This is a genomic window from Telmatobacter bradus (genome assembly GCF_048629425.1).
Classification (GTDB): domain Bacteria; phylum Acidobacteriota; class Terriglobia; order Terriglobales; family Acidobacteriaceae; genus Telmatobacter; species Telmatobacter bradus.
The window spans coordinates 2437070-2453112 of the sequence record NZ_CP184532.1; the positions used below are offsets into that span (position 1 = coordinate 2437070).

A 16043-nucleotide genomic window follows, 5' to 3' on the forward strand; every position below is an offset into this window, starting at 1 on the left:
AACCTCATCTCTGCCCTGACTTTCCACGCTGTTTTTGCCTGCCAATCCCTTCTGTTTACCGAACCGTACCGACCGGACGGAGCCGGACATCGGATGGAATCTCGCTGGCCGAGATCACCGAAAGACGGGGCATCACCGGCTCCAGCCACCGCTTGACGTGATAACGGACCGGACTCGGACAAAGGAGCACGGGAAGGGCCGTTGCCGAAGCCGAGCCAATGAGTTGTCTCAAAGAATCCACCAACCGGCGCAGGACCGGGGTTCCGGTGCTGGCCGCCAGCCGGTTACCGGACTCGGGCGAGAGCGTAGCCATAATCTCTTCCTCCAGATTGCCGTCGAGCAAGAGCACCGGCAGCTGTCCATCGCCATCGAGCAAGGGCTTGACCAGTCTGCGTCCAAGCGCCTGACGAGAGGCTTCGACCAGCGCCACCGTGCTCTTGTTCATGGGTGCCGTCTCCAGCAGCGCTTCCAGAACGGTGCCCAGGTCCCGAATCGAAACCCGCTCGCGTAAAAGCTGTTCGAGCACTCGTCCAACCTCGCCGAGGGTCAGCACCTTGGGGACCAATTCCTCCAGAAGTTTTGGATGACTCTCATTGAGCGAATCGAGCAGACGCTTGACCTCGGCCCGGCCCAGCAGCTCCCAGGCGTGGGTGCGGATCAGCTCTCCCAGATGGGTGGTGATGACGGTAACCGCATCGACCACTGAATAGCCGCTGGCGATGGCCTGCTCTTCGAGGTTGGGCGCAATCCAGATGGCTGGCACACCGAAGGCGGGCTCGCGGGTTTCGCGGCCGGCGAGTGCGCGGCGGTTGGGATCGCCCGAGACGGCCAGCATGTGCGTACCCTCGGTCTGCCAGCGTCCGACCTCGATGCCGCGCAGGCTGAAGAGGTACTCACGCGGCTTCAACCGCAGGTTGTCACTGATGTGAACTGGCGGCACCAGAAAGCCGAGTTCGGCCGAAAGGTGACGGCGCAGGGTACGGATCTTGGCCAGCAGCTGACCGCCCTGCTTTTCGTCGACCAGAGGAATCAGCTGGAAGCCAATCTCCAGGGTCAGATCTTCCAGCTTGAGCAACTGGGCCAGATCGGCTGCCTGGGCCGCTTCGGGCTTCTTCTTGTCGCCTGCCGTCAGCTCTGGCACCAGCGGTGTCTCAGCGGCCACCTTGGCCACGCGGCGACCGAGCAGGAAGAGGCTGACTGCAACCAGCATAAAGGCGAATTTGGGCAGGCCTGGGATCAGGCACATGGCTGCCGAAACAATCGCTGCCAAATAAAGCGTGGAAGGCTTGCCGAGCAACTGGGAACGCAGCTCGCCGCCCAGTTGGCCGGAAGAGTTGGCGCGGGTGAGCGTAATGCCGCCGGCCACCGAGACCAGCAGCGAGGGAATCAGCGTCACCAGTCCATCCCCGACGGTCAGCACGGTGTAGGTTTTGGCCGCGGTCGCCAGATCGACACCTTGCTGCAGGGTTCCGATGAGCAGGCCGGCGATGATGTTGATGCCGGTAATCAGAATGGTGGCCAGCGAATCGCGCTGATTGAAGCGGGCCGCGCCATCCATGGCACCGTAGAATTCGGCCTCGCGGGCGATGGCCTGACGGCGTTTGCGGGCCTCATTCTCATCGATCAGGCCGGCATTCATGTCGGCATCGATGGCCATCTGTTTGCCGGGCAGTGCATCGAGAGTGAAGCGGGCCGTGACTTCAGCAGTACGTACCGCGCCGTGCGAGACGACCAGGAACTGGATGGCGACCAAGGCCAGGAAGAGCACAAAGCCGACTACGTAGTTGCCGCCCACCACATAGTTACCAAAAGCCTCGATCACCCGACCGGCAGCCTCGGTGCCCTCCTGCCCGTGGAGCAGAATACGGCGGCTGGAGGCGATGTTCAGCGAGATGCGGAAGAGGGTGAGCAAGAGCAGCAGGGTGGGAAAAACGCTCAGTTCAACGGCCCGTCGGATCTGCATGGCGGCCAGAAAGACGATGCAGCTGGCGGCCATGGAGAGAGCCAGCAGCAGATCAAGCGCCCAGGCCGGCAGCGGCACCAGCATGACAAAGATCATGCTGATAGCCGCCAGCGGCAAAATGAAGTCGCGCAATTGACCGAGAAGAGAACCCATGCCGGAAGGCGACGCGGGGGCAAGAGCAGTCGTACTCATCAGATACCTCCGTTAAAGCCCGGCCGCTCGGTACGCGGATTCACAGGCGGTTGAACTGATTGCTGTTGTTGAGAGCGGGCGCGGCGATCGCGCATCTCGGCCTCTACCCGCTGGCGATACAGGAAGGCCAGAATCGAGGCTACGGCCGCATACAGATCGACCGGAATATTCTGGCCGACCTCGACGGCGCGGTAGAGCGAACGAGCCAGCGGAGGATTTTCGATGATCGGAACACCGGCCCAGCGGGCCTCGGCCTTGATCTCTTCGGCCAGCAGGTTACGTCCCTTGGCCAACACCTTGGGGGCTTCCATGGTGCCAAAGTCGAAGCCCAGAGCCACCGCATAGTGGGTCGGGTTGGTCAGCACCACGGCTGCCTTCGAGACGTCTTCCTTCACCTTGCGGCGACGCATCTGACGCTGCAGGCCGCGGATGCGGGAGCGGATCTGCGGATTGCCTTCCGTCTCCTTGTACTCGTCGCGCAACTCCTGCTTGCTCATCTTCAGGCGGGATTCCCGGCTCTGCCACTCCACCAGGAAGTCGATCAGTGACCAACCGAAGAGAATCCAGGCAGCGGTCAACAGCAATCCGTAAACGTCGCCCGAAAGCATCTCCAGCCGGGCCGTCGAAAAGGGCGGCACATGCAACTGGCGGGCGATGCGCTGCACGGCGAAGACGGCCAGAAGACCGGCCGGCAGTAGCGATTTGCCCATGCGGGCCAGCGAACGGATGGAAAACAATCCTTGAATATTGGTGACCGGATTTAGTCGCTCGAACTTGAAGCCGATCGATTCCATGTGGATGTTCACGCCGCCGGTCTGCAGCAGGGCCACGGCCAACGCCGCGACCACCACGGCAAACATCATCATGATGATGGGCGAGAGCACGGTAAGCATCAGCCCGCGCAGCGCGATCATGGTCGGCCCGACAGTGGAAGGCTCCCAGTGCCCAGGCTGGCCGAGAGCCAGAAATCCGGCCAGAGCGGTACGCCACTGCTCAACGATGCGTCCGCCCATCACGCCCAGGGTAAGAATGCCGGCCAACGAGGCCGAAGCCGCCGTCAGCTCCCGGCTGTGGAGGATATCGCCATCTTTGCGGGCTTTGTCGCGGCGATGTTGGGTTGCCTGTTCTGTGCGCTCTCCGGGCATCGACTAACCTCCGTGTCCGGGAGCGGCAACCAGCCGCTCGGCCATGTCGAGCAGGGAGGCGAAACGCCCCTCAATGAAGTGCGGCCAGAGGGCCAGGGAGCCAATCAGCACGCCAAAACCGGTCAGCGTCTTGATAGGAACGGAGAGGTTCATCACCGGCAACTGGGGACTGATCTTGCCCAGCAGCGAGATGGAGACTTCGACCAGCATGGTGGCCGAAAGCACCGGAGCTGCCAACTCAATGGCGGCCAGAAAGACACCGCTGACGGCATGCACCAGAGCCAGCACGGTACTGGGCGGCAGTGCGTATCCACCCAGTGGTACGGCATGAAAGCTGCGGATGAAGGAGGCCAGAAGAATGCGGTCCAGCCCGGCGGTGAAGATGACCAGCGTGCCCATCAGTTGAAAGAAGTCACCCAGCAACGACGTTTGCTGGTTCGAGGTCGGATCCATCAGGTTCACCAGCGAAAAGCTGAACTGCATGCCCAGCACCTGCCCGGCAAAGAGCAGCATCTCATTGAGCATCGCCAGACAAAGTCCGTAGACCAGACCGACGGCCAGTTCACCCAGAATGGCACTGAGCGTCAGGTCTACATGCGCTCCGGGCAGCGTCGCCACCAGCGGCGAGATCAACCAGGCAATCAACCCGGCCAGTACCGCCTTGGTGCGCATGGGAATGGCATTCGAATTGAAGGGCGGCGCGAAGACAAAGATGCCGCTTACCCGAATCAGGGCCAGAGTCATCGCGCACAGAAAGCTGGGCCAATCGGTCATCCGTATCCCCTTTTAACCCAGAAAACGATGGAAGTCCGTCATCAGCGAACGGGTGTAATCGACCAACCGACCCAGAAACCAAGGCATGCCGACGAGCAGAATCAGAGCCACCGCCGCCAGACGCGGAACGGTCGTCAACGACTGCTCCTGCAGGCTGGTGACGGTTTGCACCAAGCTCAATACAAAACTGATGGCTGCGGCGGCCAGCAATACGGGCGCGGCAATCAGCATCGATTCCTTGAGAAGCTGGCGCATCAGCTCGGAAACCATATCCGGTGTCATTCCAGTCCCCTTTCCTAAAAGCTTTTGAGCAGCGAACTGGCCAGCAGGTTCCAGCCATCCACCATGACAAAGAGAAGAATCTTGAGCGGCGTGGAAACCACCACAGGCGGCAACTGGAACATGCCGATCGAGGTTGTTACCGAGGCCGTTACCATATCAATCAGAAGAAAAGGGAGAAAGAGCACGGCGCCGATGGCAAAACCAGCCTTCAGCTCGGAGAGAATGTAAGCCGGAATCACCACCCGCATGGGCAGGTCATCGGGCGTATTGGGGCGCGGAATCTGCCCCGCGGCGGTAAACAACGCCAGATCTTTTTCGCGGGCGTACTTCAGCAGAAAGTGCTTGATCGGCACCGATCCCCGGTCGATCGCCACCAGTCCCGTGATCTGTCCAGCGCGAAAGGGCTCGACTGCCTGCTGGTCCACCTGATTGAGCACGGGAGTCATCAGAAACCAGGTCATGAACAGGGCCAGACCCATCAGGGTGGGATTGGAGGGTGCGGTCTGTGTGCCCAGCGCCTGACGCAGGAAGTGGAAGACCACCAGCAGACGCACCAAGGGCGTCATGGCCATCAAAATGGCCGGCAGCAGAGTAATCAGCGTGAGCGTGAAAAGAATCGTCCAGGGAGTCGAGTCCGAGGGCCGCATGCGGGCGCTCAGATCAGGCAGGATGGAGTTCGCGGCCGGTGCCGCCAGCCACAGAGCTACCACGAAACCCTCCCGCTCAGATGGCCCTCACGGCTGCGGGCGGCATCCAGAGGATAGAAGGAGGGCGAACCGTCCGCCGCACTGGCCACCAGAAAGCGGCGTCCTTCCACTTCAATCAGCGACAGAGTCTGGCGCGGCGCCAGCGTAATCCGGTCAATCATCTCCAGCCGCGAGCGGCTCTGCGGGGTGCGATTGAGCTTTTCCAGCAACCAGCCGGCCAGCCCCCCGGTCTTGCGATCCTGCATCCGATCCTTCATCGTTCTCCTTTTCTGCGCGCACCGTGGGATCTCTTCCGCCTCAGGCCAACCGGGTAATGCGCACGGCCAGTTCGGTATCAAGCACCTCGAACTCGGTCCAGGCCAGTTGCACCTCGCGGGCGTGCAGCGGCATGTCCTCGCCGTTGGCCCACTGGCTCTCAATCACCTGGCCGGGCTCAAGCGCCAGCAGATTGCGCACCCGGAAGTCGCGCACTGGCACCGAGATATCCACCTCGACCGGAAGCGCCGCCATAGGCCCGGTCAACCCCTCCTCGATGTTTTCTTCCTCATCGGAATCGGTGGGCGTCGGCGGATTCACGGTTACCAGCGCCTGGTTGGACAAACTCTCCGTCTCCTCCGGTTGCGCCATCGACTGGGACGCGTCTTCAGGAGGCGGCGTTGGCAGAACAGACCCCATGGACAAATTGGGAAGGTTCGACAGGTTGGGCAAATTCGGTAATTGTGTTGTGCTTGCCATACGCCGGTAGATATTGCAGTAGGGTGACCAGAATTCAGACAAGCTCATTAAAGGATTCTCATAAAAGAGATCCCCACGTCAGATAGCTTCCGTACCCCTCATCTTTTGCATCCCAACAGTTCTGCCTGCATCCATCTGCCGCGCTGTTACACTGAAAGCAACAACCCAAGCCGGGGCCCGCGCCCATCGCCCGCCCCAGGCCCTTGAATCGAGGTCAGAAGACAATGCCGGAATTGAATGAGAACAAACCTTTTGCGTCCACCAGCCTGCGTTTGAAGATCGGTCTGGCCGAGATGCTCAAAGGCGGCGTCATCATGGATGTGATGAACGTCGAACAGGCCCGCATCGCCGAAGAGGCTGGTGCTACCTCTGTGATGGCTCTGGAGCGCGTGCCCGCCATTATCCGCGCCGAGGGCGGCGTAGCCCGCATGGCGCGTCCCGGCCTGATCAAGGAAATCATGAAGACCGTATCGATTCCGGTCATGGCCAAGGCCCGCATCGGCCACTTTGCCGAAGCCCAGATTTTGCAGGAGATCGGCGTTGATTACATCGACGAGAGCGAGGTTCTGACCCCCGCCGACGAGGCCCATCACATCGATAAGCACGCCTTCCAGACCCCCTTTGTCTGCGGCGCGCGCAACCTGGGTGAGGCTCTGCGCCGCATCGCCGAAGGCGCGGCCATGATCCGCACCAAGGGCGAGGCTGGCACCGGCGACGTGGTTCACGCCGTGCAGCACATGCGTCAGATTACAAAAGAGATGCGCCAGCTTACCGTGCTCAGCGAGCAGGAGCTGTACGCCGAAGCCAAGAACCTGCAGGCACCTTACGAACTGGTTCGCCTGGTGGCCCAGCTCGGCAAACTGCCGGTACCCAACTTCTCGGCAGGCGGCATTGCCACCCCGGCCGACGCTGCGCTGATGATGCAGCTTGGTGCCGAGGCCGTCTTCGTTGGCTCGGGCATCTTCATGAAGGAAGGCGTAACGCCGCTCGATGTGGAGAACAATCCCGCAGAACGTGCCGAAGCCGTCAGCCGCGCCAAGGCCATCGTGCTTGCCACCACCCACTTCAACGACCCCAAGGTTCTGGCCGAGGCCAGCGAGCAGGTCAAGGGTGCCATGAAGGGCCTGGCTGCCGCCTCCATTGCCGAAAAAGACCAGCTGCAAACCCGCGGCTGGTAACCCTGCGGTGGGCCAATGGGCTTCGGCTTGACTGGGCCGTTGGTAATGGCAACCAGCTGCGGTGGGGCTAACTGCCTTCGGCTTGACTGGGTCGTTGGTAATGGCAACCACCTGCGGTGGGGCTAACTGCCTTCGGCTTGACTGGGTCGTTGGTAATGGCAACCACCTGCGGTGGGGCTAACTGCCTTCGGCTTCACTGGGCCGTTGGTAATGGCAACGCTGGTAAATCTGCTGCATGCAATCGCTCCAAATCAACTCCGAAGGGCACGGTTTATCCCGTGCCCTTCTTTGCAGTTTGCGACCAAAGTTTTTCTTAAGTCGTACCTAATCGTGAGACTTTGGCGTGATTGTTTCTTGGAACGGCATTATGGGTGCGCAGCACAACGAACAAAAGCAATGAAATGATTAGGAAGATCTAAGGGGGTTAGGTTTTGAGTGAGCGTTTTCTAATGCCAAAGATCGGCGTCCTCGCTATTCAGGGTGATTATGCTGCCCACGCGGCAGCTCTTGAGCAGGCCGGAGCAACCGTGACCGAAATCCGCAAGCCCGAGCAGCTGGAGGCACTCGATGGCCTGGTGCTGCCCGGCGGCGAGTCCTCCACTATGCTCCGTTTTTTGGAAAAGAATGAGTTCTTTCTCGCCCTGCAGCGCTTTGGCGCGCACAAGCCGGTCTTCGGCACCTGTGCAGGTGCGATTCTGCTGGCAAGGGAAGTTCTGAACCCGGCGCAGAAATCGCTCGGTCTGCTCGACGTAACGGTGGAGCGCAACGCCTATGGCCGCCAGATTGACTCGGCGATTCTGACCACCGAGACGGCCATTGAGGGTGGGCCGCTGGAGATGGTCTTCATCCGTGCCCCGCGTCTGCTCTCGGCAGGCCCCGCCGTGGAGGTGCTGGCACGCCGCGATGCAGATCCGGTGCTGGTGCGCCAGGGGCATCTTTTGGCGGCCACCTTCCATCCGGAGCTCTCCTCCGATGGCCGTGTTCATGCGCTGTTCACCGCTATGGTGCGGGCCACACTACAAGCCTGAGGCAGATTGAAACGCGCCTCAAATTGGCCTCCCCTCAAGCCTGCTTCCCGAATCAGACACCGATTCCATGACGTCTAAAAATCAGTTGCAGATTTTTAGGTCCACATGAAGCACAGTGAGAGTAAATTCATTGGGACGAGGCGCGCCATGCCCACGGCATTCACTTCCCCAATCCGTGCCACGGAACTGCAAGAACCTGGTGCGGGAGGCCGCCCGCCAGTTGATCGCCGCCCCACAGGCGGCGGAGGCGGTGGCGACGACGATAAACATCCCCGCCGGCGTGGTCCGCGCGAGGCTCTGCACCAGGTACGCAGTCTGGTTTTTACCGCCATTCTCTGTGACATGCTTCTGTTTCTGGCCCTGGTCTCTCTCTTCTTTGCCCGCCAGAACGGCGTACATCTGGATATGGCCAGCCATCAGCAGGTCCATGACTGGCTACCGCTCACGCTACCCAAAATTCTCTTCCTCAACACGCTTCTGCTGCTAACCAGCTGCATGACGATGGAGCTGGCCCGCCGCCACATCTTTGTTGAAATCGATGTGCTGGAGGAATGGCTTGGGCTGGGCAAGCCGGCGCTGCGTCAGGCCCGTCCGTGGTTGGCGGCAACCACCGTGCTTGGCCTGCTGTTTCTGGCTGGACAGTGGGAGGCGTGGAAGCAGCTGAGGCTGCTGGGGCACAGCCTTAATTCCTCTTTGGACCCCTCTTCCTACTTTTTTTCTCTGCTGACCGGCGTGCATGCCCTGCATCTGGCCATTGGCCTGCTGGGGCTGCTCTTCTGCCTGACGCTGGTGGGATTTCTGCGCAAGGTTGAGTTCCGCCAGATCGCTATTGACTCTACCGCCTGGGTCTGGCAGGCCTTCAGCCTCATCTGGTTGGGGCTCTACTCGGTTCTGCTCTTTGGGCAATGATGTAGGCATTGCAAAAGGCCGAAGCGGCAGGGCTCCGGCCTTCGTTTGCCTCAAATTTCTTCTTTGTACCGACCGCATGGAAACTGGCACGAAGCCTCTCCCAATCAGGCTGTCCTCAGACCAACCAGCGCAAGCATCTTTTCTTCCAGAGTAGGCTGCACCGGGCACTCCGCATAAATCTGGCGATTGAGCGACATCAACAGATGGACGGCATCCAGTTCGCCATTGGGCGCCTGCATGCTGCCGGTCTCACAGACATATTCATCGGTAAGATATTCGATGGCGTGACCGAGAATCTCGAGCGCACGACCGGCGCGGGGATCGATCCGCCGACGAATGTTCTGCGGAACGGAAAACTCCTGAACCGATGCGGCCATCGGGGCCACCAACATGGAAGCTCGCGAGACGGTCATGAAAATATCCTCCCCCTCATATTCGGCACGAAAGGAGAAAAAGACAGGGTACCGTTGTACTGGCTTCCACTCTGGGAAGTGAATATGCTGTATGATTCTGAGACGATTGGCTGGTTTTCTGGCGCGGAGGAAAGCTTTCACGTTACGCCCTCCATCCGGTATACTTTGCCCGTCTGCCGGTAGAAGAATTTTTACTGCCGCAGGAAGGAAGACGGAGGAAAGGAAGCATGGCAAAGGACGCGTTTTTTCGCAGGCAGAAAGTGCTCCTGATCGAAAACGCTTCTCGCCACTTTGGTCCGCCGCCTTCGTAAAGCTTTTCTTGACTCCACGGATCGATCTTGACGGAACGAATCCAAGAACCTAACCTCTAACCAGCGTGCTCCCCACTTCGGTACTCCCCAAGACCGAAGAAACCACGCTAACCTGTTTTGTGATTCAGGACGAGGCGGTGATGACCCCCATTCCTTACCACTGGCAGTACCTTCCGTTGTTTTTGCAGATTCTGGTCGCCTTCGGCATGGGCGTCGGCATGGTTCTGGCCTCATGGTTCATTGGCCGGCACCGTAACACCAAGGTCAAACTGGATAGCTACGAGTGCGGCATTGAAGCAGTGGGCGACGCTCGCGGTCGCTTCAGCGTGCGCTTTTATCTGGTGGCCGTGCTTTTCATCCTGTTCGACGTGGAAGCGGTCTTCATGATGCCCTGGGCGGTGATCTACCGCCAGCTACCGCAGATTACCGGTTCGCGGCTCTTCGGCTTTTGGGAGATGCTCGTTTACCTCGGCTTCGTCGGCGTGGGCCTCTATTACATTGTGCGCAAGGGCATCCTGAACTGGAGCCAGGACAAGGCGGATCTCTGATATGTCCGAAACCCTGAAGGAAAGATTGTCTGGTGTGCAGGCCGTTACGGAAGCTCTGCCCGACCACCCGGCCGTGAAGGTGTTGCTTGGCTGGAATCCCAGGGCCATAGTGGATGCGCTCCTCGATCGGGGCGAACTCTCGCTGACCGTGCCGAGCACATCGATTCTGGAGGCGGCTCAAGCCCTCCAGGCCGCAGGCTACAACTTTTTTGAAGATATGACGGCGGTCGACTGGTTCCCTTCCGCGCCGCGCTTCCAGTTGAGCTATCACCTGCTCTCGCACGCGTACAAGGAGCGGATCCGGCTGCGGGCGTTTGTGGAGGAAGCCAACCCCGAGCTGCCTTCGATTACACCTGCTTGGCCTGCCGCCAATTACTATGAGCGCGAAGTTTTTGACCTGTTTGGCATCCGCTTTACCGGCCACCCCAACCTGCGGCGTATCATGATGCCCGACGAGTGGGAAGGCTATCCGCTGCGCAAGGACTATCCCGTGGAGGGCTACCGCTAATGGCTGAAACGATTGGTACGCCTATTCTGGCAGCTCCTCCGGCCGAAGGCGCGCATGACCAGCACATGGTCATCAACATGGGTCCGCAGCACCCGGCAACGCATGGTGTTTTGCGGCTGGTGCTCGAACTCGATGGCGAAATCGTGGTGCGGCTCTACCCCGAGATTGGCTATCTGCATACAGGCATAGAAAAAACCTGCGAGGCCAAGTTCTACCAGCAGGTGGTTCCGCTGACCGACCGTGTGAATTACCTGGATCCGCTGGCCAACAACCTGGGCTACTGCCTGGCGGTGGAAAAGCTGCTGCAGCTGGAGATTCCCGAGAAGGCGCAGTGGCTGCGGGTGCTGCTGACTGAGCTGAGCCGGTTGAATTCGCATCTGATCTGGCTGGGAACGCACGCCATGGACATTGGCGCGCTCACCGTTTTTCTGTACACCTTCCGCGAGCGTGAAGAGATTCTGCGCATGTTTGAGGCTTTGGCCGGACAGCGCATGATGACCAGCTACTTCCGCATCGGTGGACTGGTGATGGAGCCGCCGCTGGACTTTCTCGGGCGGGTGCAGGCCTTCATCAAGATTCTGCCGGAAAAGATCGACGAGTACTCCAACCTGCTGACCGGCAACCCGATCTTCCGCAACCGCCTGAAGGGCGTGGGCTATATTTCCGGCGCGGACGCGATTGCCCTCGGCGTGACAGGCCCGCCGCTGCGCGCTTCCGGCATTGATTTCGACCTGCGGCGCGACATGCCTTACTCCAGCTACGAGAAGTTCAACTTCAACGTGCCCATCTCCACCGATGGCGACTGCTGGGCACGGTACGAGGTGCGCATGATTGAGATGCGCGAGAGCATCAAGATCATCCAGCAGGCGCTCGACGGCATGCCGGAAGGCGCGGTGAAGGCCGATGCGCCCAAGATTGTGCTGCCCGACCGCGAGAAGATGAAGACGCAGATGGAGGCTCTGATCCATCACTTCAAGATCGTCACCGAAGGCTTCAACGTGCCGGCCGGTGAGGTCTATCAGGGCATTGAGTGCGGCCATGGGCAGATGGGCTACCACGTGGTGAGCGATGGCTCGGCCAAACCCTGCCGCGTGCATATGCGCTATCCTTCGTTTGCCACGCTGCAGGCGCTGGAAACGATGTGCAAGGGCCAGATGATCGCCGATGTGGTTGCGGTAATTGGCTCGATCGACATTGTGCTGGGAGAGATTGACCGATGAGCGCCGAAACGATGAGCATCTTTTCGCCTAAGCTGGCCGCGCGTTTTGACGCGCTAGTGCTGAAGTATCCGGTCAAACGCTCGGCGCTGATCCCCATGCTGCTCTACGCGCAGGACGAGATCGGCTATCTTTCCGATGCGGTGGTCAGCGAAGTAGCCGAGCGCATCGGCATTACGGAGCTGGAGGTGCGCAACGTGGCCACCTACTACTCGATGCTGCGCTTCAAGCCGGTGGGCAAGTACAACATTCAGGTCTGCACCAACATTAGCTGCATGCTGCGTGGGGCCTATCCGCTCTTCGAACGCTTCCAGCAGGAACTGGGCATTGGGCCCAAGCAGACCACGCCCGATGGCGTTTTTTCTCTGGAAGAAGTGGAGTGCATCGGTGCCTGTTGCTGGGGCCCGGCCATTCAGGTCAACTACACCTATCACGATGAGCTGACGCCCGAGGCTGTGCCGCAGATTGTGGCGGAGTATCGCGCCAAGGAGGCTGGCAATGCCTAGACTGGTCTCCCATCCCGACGAAGTGAAGATCGTCTCCAGCCGCTTTGGCAAGGGCGCGGCCAACATCGACAAATACATTGAACTGGGCGGCTATCAGTCGGCGCGCACCTGCATTGAAAAGGGGCCCGAATGGATCATCGAGGTGATGAAGGCCTCGGGATTGCGCGGACGCGGCGGCGCGGGCTTCCCGACCGGCTTGAAGTGGTCGTTTGTGCCCAAGCAGTCGGCCAAGCCGAAATATGTTCTGGTCAATGGCGATGAGAGCGAGCCGGGCACCTGCAAGGATCATCTGATCTTCCTGCACGATCCGCACACCATCATCGAAGGCACCATCATTGCGGGTCTGGCGATTGGCGCAAAGACGGGCTTCATCTATCTGCGCGGCGAGTATCGCTACCTGCTGGAGATCATGGAAAAGGCCGTGGCCGATGCTTATGCCAAGGGCTTTCTGGGCAAGAATATCTTCGGCTCCGGGCAGGAGTTCGAAATTATTACCCAGACCGGCGCAGGTGCCTATGAAGTGGGCGAAGAGTCGGCGCTGATGGAATCGCTTGAAGGCAAGCGGGGCGTGCCGCGCATCAAGCCTCCCTTCCCGGCCGTGGTTGGCCTGTATGGTGGCCCGACGGTCATCAACAATGCCGAGACGATTGCCACGGTTCCGCATGTGATTGCCATGGGCGGCGCGGCCTTTGCGGCGGTAGGCTCAGAGCGCAACGGCGGCACACGCTTGTTCGGCGTGAGCGGCCACGTGGAGCGACCCGGCGTCTACGAGATGCCGATGGGTTACAACCTGAAGAAGCTCATCTACGAAGTAGCGGGCGGTGTGCGCGGCGGACGGCAGTTGAAGGCCGTGGTTCCCGGCGGATCGTCGACGCCCGTGCTTTTGCCCAACGAGATTGACATTGGTCTGGACTTCGATCAGGTAGGCAAGGCTGGCTCCATGATGGGCTCGGCGGGCGTGGTGGTGCTGGACGATCAGACCTGCATGGTGGAGTTCGCGCTGCGCACCATCAGCTTTTATCAGCATGAGAGCTGCGGCTGGTGCATCCCCTGCCGCGAAGGCACTGACTGGCTGAAGAAGCAGATCACGCGCGTGCATGCCGGCTACGCCGAAGAGCGCGACATTGACACGATCAAGTATCTGGCCGAAAACATGATGGGGCGCACCTTCTGCCCGCTGGGCGATGCGGCCGCAATGCCGACTCTCGCCTTTGTGAAAAAGTTCCGCAAGGAGTTCGAGGATCACCTGAACGGCAAAGCCTGTCCGTTCGCCAACCACACCGATCTGGCTGTGCTTTAAGGGGCAAAGAGAATGGCAGATGTAACCTTCACAGTCGATGGAAAGCTTCTTACAGCCCCTGCCGGGACGCTGCTGATTGAGGCCTGCCGCAAGGCGGGCATCGAGATTCCGGCCTTCTGCTACTATCCCGGGCTGAGCCTGCAGGCGGCCTGCCGCATGTGTCTGGTGCGCCAGGAAAAGGTTCCCAAGCTGCAGACGGCATGCACTACAACCGTCGCTGAGGGACAGGTCTTTTTTACCGACACGGAAGAGATTCATCAGTCGCGCAAAGCCATGCTGCAACTGCTGCTCGGCAACCATCCGCTGGATTGCCCGGTGTGCGACGCGGGCGGCGAGTGCGAACTGCAGGACATGACCTTCAAGTACGGCGCGGGCGAAAGCCTCTATGAGAACGCCAAGAACCATCGCGAAGAACAGCAGTGGTCGCCAGCCGTCTTCTATGATCGGCCTCGCTGCATTCTTTGCTATCGTTGCGTGCGCGTCTGCGGCGAAGGCATGGACGTGTGGGCCCTGGGGATTCAGAATCGCGGCTCAAGTGCGGTGATTGCACCGAACAATGTGGACCAACTGGACTGCGAACAGTGCGGCCAATGTATCGACATCTGCCCGGTGGGCGCGCTGACTTCTGGAAGTTACCGCTACAAGACTCGCCCGTGGGAGATGAACCACGTTTCCACCGTTTGCACCCACTGCGGCGATGGCTGCAAGGTCACACTGGGCGTGCGGGCAACCAGCGAGGGCGCGGAGATTATACGGGCCGACAACCGCGACAAGAGTGGCCTGAATGGCGACTTTCTGTGTGCGCGTGGCCGCTTCGGCTTCGATCTGGTGCACAGCGAAGAACGGCTGACCACACCGCTCGTCCGCAACAGCGAAGGCAAGCTCGAAGCTTCCACCTGGGAGCAGGCGCTGCGCACGGCAGGCGCACGGCTCAAGGAGATTCGTGATACCAAGGGGGGCGCGGCGCTGGGCGTCGTCGGCTCCAAACGCTCCACCAACGAAGAAAATTTCCTGTTGCAGAAGCTGGCGCGCACGGTGCTCGGAACCAGCAACATTGACCACGAACGCACCACTGATTACGCTGTTTTTGCCGCCGCGCTGGCCGGTAACAGCGACCGCACGGCCAGCCTTAAGGATCTGGAAGCGCCGGCGGCAGTGCTGCTGGTGGGCGCGGACCCCACGATGGAGCATCCGCTGACGGCCTGGATGCTGCGCACGGCCGTTCGTCTGCACCGGACGCGGCTTTACATTGCCAACCCTCAGCCGATCAAGCTTGACCGGCAGGCCAAACTTACGCTGCGGCTTGCGGCTGGGGAAGATCTGGCCAAACTGCTGGCAGGCGAAGCAGAGTTTAGCCGCGCCGTCCGCGAGGAAGAGTCGCTCGTCGTGATTCTGGGCCCGCAGTGCGGTAGTGAGGCGATTCGTTCGCTGGTTGCGTGGGGAGTTCAGAAGCCCGGCGTACGCTTTGCCCTGCTCGGCGACGAAGTGAATGCGCGAGGCGCAGCCGACATGGGTATTGCATCCGATCTTCTGCCCGGCTACAAGCCCGCTGCACCCCCGGGCAAGACGCTGGCCAGCATGGTCGAATCTGCCGCCAAAGACGAGATTGCCGCGCTGCTGCTGGTGGGTGCAAACCCGGCGGCGGTGCCTGGTTTTGATTCCGCCGCGCTCAAGAAGACCTTTCTGGTAGTTACCGACAGCTTTTTGACCGAAACGGCGGCACTCGCCGATGTGGTACTGCCTGCGGCCACGCTCTACGAGAAGTCCGGCACCGTCACCAACAGCTACGGCGATGTGCAGCGCGTGAACAAGGGCGCGGATCTGCCTGGCATCAAGCCCGACTTCGAAATCATGGTGCGCCTAGCAGGAGCCATGGGAGCCGACGTGAAGACGCTGGTTCCCTTCGGCAAGGGTGCGAGCGCCGATCTCGGCCAATCGCGCGGCGCACAGGCTGGCGAGGCAGATCGTCATGCGGTTTACCTGGAGGCAAATGGCCTGGAGCCGCGCCTGAGCCCCTTCGATCCGCTGGCCATCCTCGACGAAATCGCGCAGGCGGTTCCCGGCTACGCGCTTGACCGCATCCAACTGCTGACCGGCAACGCGGAGCACGCAGAGACGGTCGCACCGGAAAACTTTGTTCCCAGCAATTTTGTTCCCATTGAGGCCCTGATGGGCGTGGAAGAGCCTGCGGTGAAGGTAGTGGCACAGTTTTCCGCAGGGCCCTTGGGCCGCCACAGCAAGGCGCTCAAGGCACTCGAAGAGCATCAGGAAAAAACACACAAGACTGCGCAGCATTGAGTTCAACCTTTCCGCCGCGAGGCTGTTGC

General features: G+C 60.4%; 17 protein-coding genes. 9 read left to right on the top strand and 8 right to left on the bottom strand.

The features are described 5' to 3' along the window. Positions 1-55 precede the first annotated feature (55 nt). From flhA to ACOBR2_RS10210, 7 genes are read right to left on the bottom strand one after another with little or no spacing between them, the layout of a single operon-like run. Positions 56-2155: a flagellar biosynthesis protein FlhA gene (flhA, locus tag ACOBR2_RS10180; protein ID WP_420239903.1), complete on the bottom strand. Its 2100-nt coding sequence runs from the start codon at positions 2153-2155 to the stop codon at positions 56-58. Beyond that, positions 2155-3300 (bottom strand): EscU/YscU/HrcU family type III secretion system export apparatus switch protein, encoded by a 1146-nt coding sequence (locus ACOBR2_RS10185; RefSeq protein WP_420239904.1) that lies wholly within the window; start codon positions 3298-3300, stop codon positions 2155-2157. Before ACOBR2_RS10185 ends, flhA begins: the two co-directional genes overlap by 1 nt. Before the next feature lie 3 nt (positions 3301-3303). Continuing rightward, entirely contained in the window at positions 3304-4074 is a 771-nt protein-coding gene (locus tag ACOBR2_RS10190) for a flagellar biosynthetic protein FliR (protein ID WP_420239905.1), read from the bottom strand. Between the two features lie 12 nt (positions 4075-4086). Beyond that, the gene (locus ACOBR2_RS10195) at positions 4087-4356 is read right to left on the bottom strand and encodes a flagellar biosynthetic protein FliQ (RefSeq protein ID WP_420239906.1); all 270 of its coding nucleotides are present in this window, start codon (positions 4354-4356) and stop codon (positions 4087-4089) included. Positions 4357-4370: 14 nt separating this feature from the next. Beyond that, on the bottom strand, positions 4371-5066 hold the full coding sequence (fliP, locus tag ACOBR2_RS10200) for a flagellar type III secretion system pore protein FliP (RefSeq protein ID WP_420239907.1): 696 nt from the start codon (positions 5064-5066) through the stop codon (positions 4371-4373). Then, positions 5060-5320: a flagellar biosynthetic protein FliO gene (locus ACOBR2_RS10205; protein ID WP_420239908.1), complete on the bottom strand. Its 261-nt coding sequence runs from the start codon at positions 5318-5320 to the stop codon at positions 5060-5062. The genes fliP and ACOBR2_RS10205 overlap by 7 nt, the downstream gene beginning before the upstream one ends. A gap of 40 nt (positions 5321-5360) precedes the next feature. Next, positions 5361-5846, bottom strand: coding sequence for a FliM/FliN family flagellar motor switch protein (locus ACOBR2_RS10210; protein ID WP_420239909.1), 486 nt, complete (start codon positions 5844-5846; stop codon positions 5361-5363). Positions 5847-6022: 176 nt separating this feature from the next. Between ACOBR2_RS10210 and pdxS the strand changes: the two genes are divergently transcribed. The 3 genes from pdxS to ACOBR2_RS10225 all read left to right on the top strand — a co-directional run bounded on the left by pdxS (position 6023) and on the right by ACOBR2_RS10225 (position 8913). Then, the gene (gene pdxS / locus ACOBR2_RS10215) at positions 6023-6976 is read left to right on the top strand and encodes a pyridoxal 5'-phosphate synthase lyase subunit PdxS (RefSeq protein WP_420239910.1); all 954 of its coding nucleotides are present in this window, start codon (positions 6023-6025) and stop codon (positions 6974-6976) included. Between the two features lie 449 nt (positions 6977-7425). Beyond that, positions 7426-8004 carry a pyridoxal 5'-phosphate synthase glutaminase subunit PdxT gene (gene pdxT, locus ACOBR2_RS10220; protein ID WP_420240005.1) on the top strand — a complete coding sequence of 193 codons (579 nt, stop codon included), beginning with the start codon at positions 7426-7428 and terminating at the stop codon, positions 8002-8004. Between the two features lie 147 nt (positions 8005-8151). After that, complete coding sequence (locus ACOBR2_RS10225) at positions 8152-8913, top strand: heme-copper oxidase subunit III (RefSeq protein WP_420239911.1); 762 nt, start codon at positions 8152-8154, stop codon at positions 8911-8913. A 104-nt stretch (positions 8914-9017) separates the two neighbouring features. Here the strand turns inward: ACOBR2_RS10225 and ACOBR2_RS10230 are convergent, their stop codons facing one another. Next, on the bottom strand, positions 9018-9326 hold the full coding sequence (locus ACOBR2_RS10230; RefSeq protein WP_420239912.1) for a hypothetical protein: 309 nt from the start codon (positions 9324-9326) through the stop codon (positions 9018-9020). Between the two features lie 451 nt (positions 9327-9777). Between ACOBR2_RS10230 and ACOBR2_RS10235 the strand changes: the two genes are divergently transcribed. Genes ACOBR2_RS10235 through nuoG form a run of 6 tightly spaced genes read left to right on the top strand, consistent with a single transcriptional unit; the run spans position 9778 to position 16014 of the window. Further along, positions 9778-10185 (top strand): NADH-quinone oxidoreductase subunit A, encoded by a 408-nt coding sequence (locus ACOBR2_RS10235; protein ID WP_420240006.1) that lies wholly within the window; start codon positions 9778-9780, stop codon positions 10183-10185. Position 10186: 1 nt separating this feature from the next. Further along, the gene (locus ACOBR2_RS10240) at positions 10187-10693 is read left to right on the top strand and encodes an NADH-quinone oxidoreductase subunit C (protein WP_420239913.1); all 507 of its coding nucleotides are present in this window, start codon (positions 10187-10189) and stop codon (positions 10691-10693) included. Then, entirely contained in the window at positions 10693-11913 is a 1221-nt protein-coding gene (gene nuoD, locus ACOBR2_RS10245) for an NADH dehydrogenase (quinone) subunit D (protein WP_420239914.1), read from the top strand. The genes ACOBR2_RS10240 and nuoD overlap by 1 nt, the downstream gene beginning before the upstream one ends. Next, the gene (gene nuoE / locus ACOBR2_RS10250) at positions 11910-12416 is read left to right on the top strand and encodes an NADH-quinone oxidoreductase subunit NuoE (RefSeq protein WP_420239915.1); all 507 of its coding nucleotides are present in this window, start codon (positions 11910-11912) and stop codon (positions 12414-12416) included. Before nuoD ends, nuoE begins: the two co-directional genes overlap by 4 nt. Beyond that, positions 12409-13716: an NADH-quinone oxidoreductase subunit NuoF gene (gene nuoF, locus ACOBR2_RS10255; RefSeq protein WP_420239916.1), complete on the top strand. Its 1308-nt coding sequence runs from the start codon at positions 12409-12411 to the stop codon at positions 13714-13716. The genes nuoE and nuoF overlap by 8 nt, the downstream gene beginning before the upstream one ends. 12 nt (positions 13717-13728) lie before the next feature. Further along, complete coding sequence (gene nuoG / locus ACOBR2_RS10260) at positions 13729-16014, top strand: NADH-quinone oxidoreductase subunit NuoG (RefSeq protein ID WP_420239917.1); 2286 nt, start codon at positions 13729-13731, stop codon at positions 16012-16014. Positions 16015-16043 lie beyond the last annotated feature (29 nt).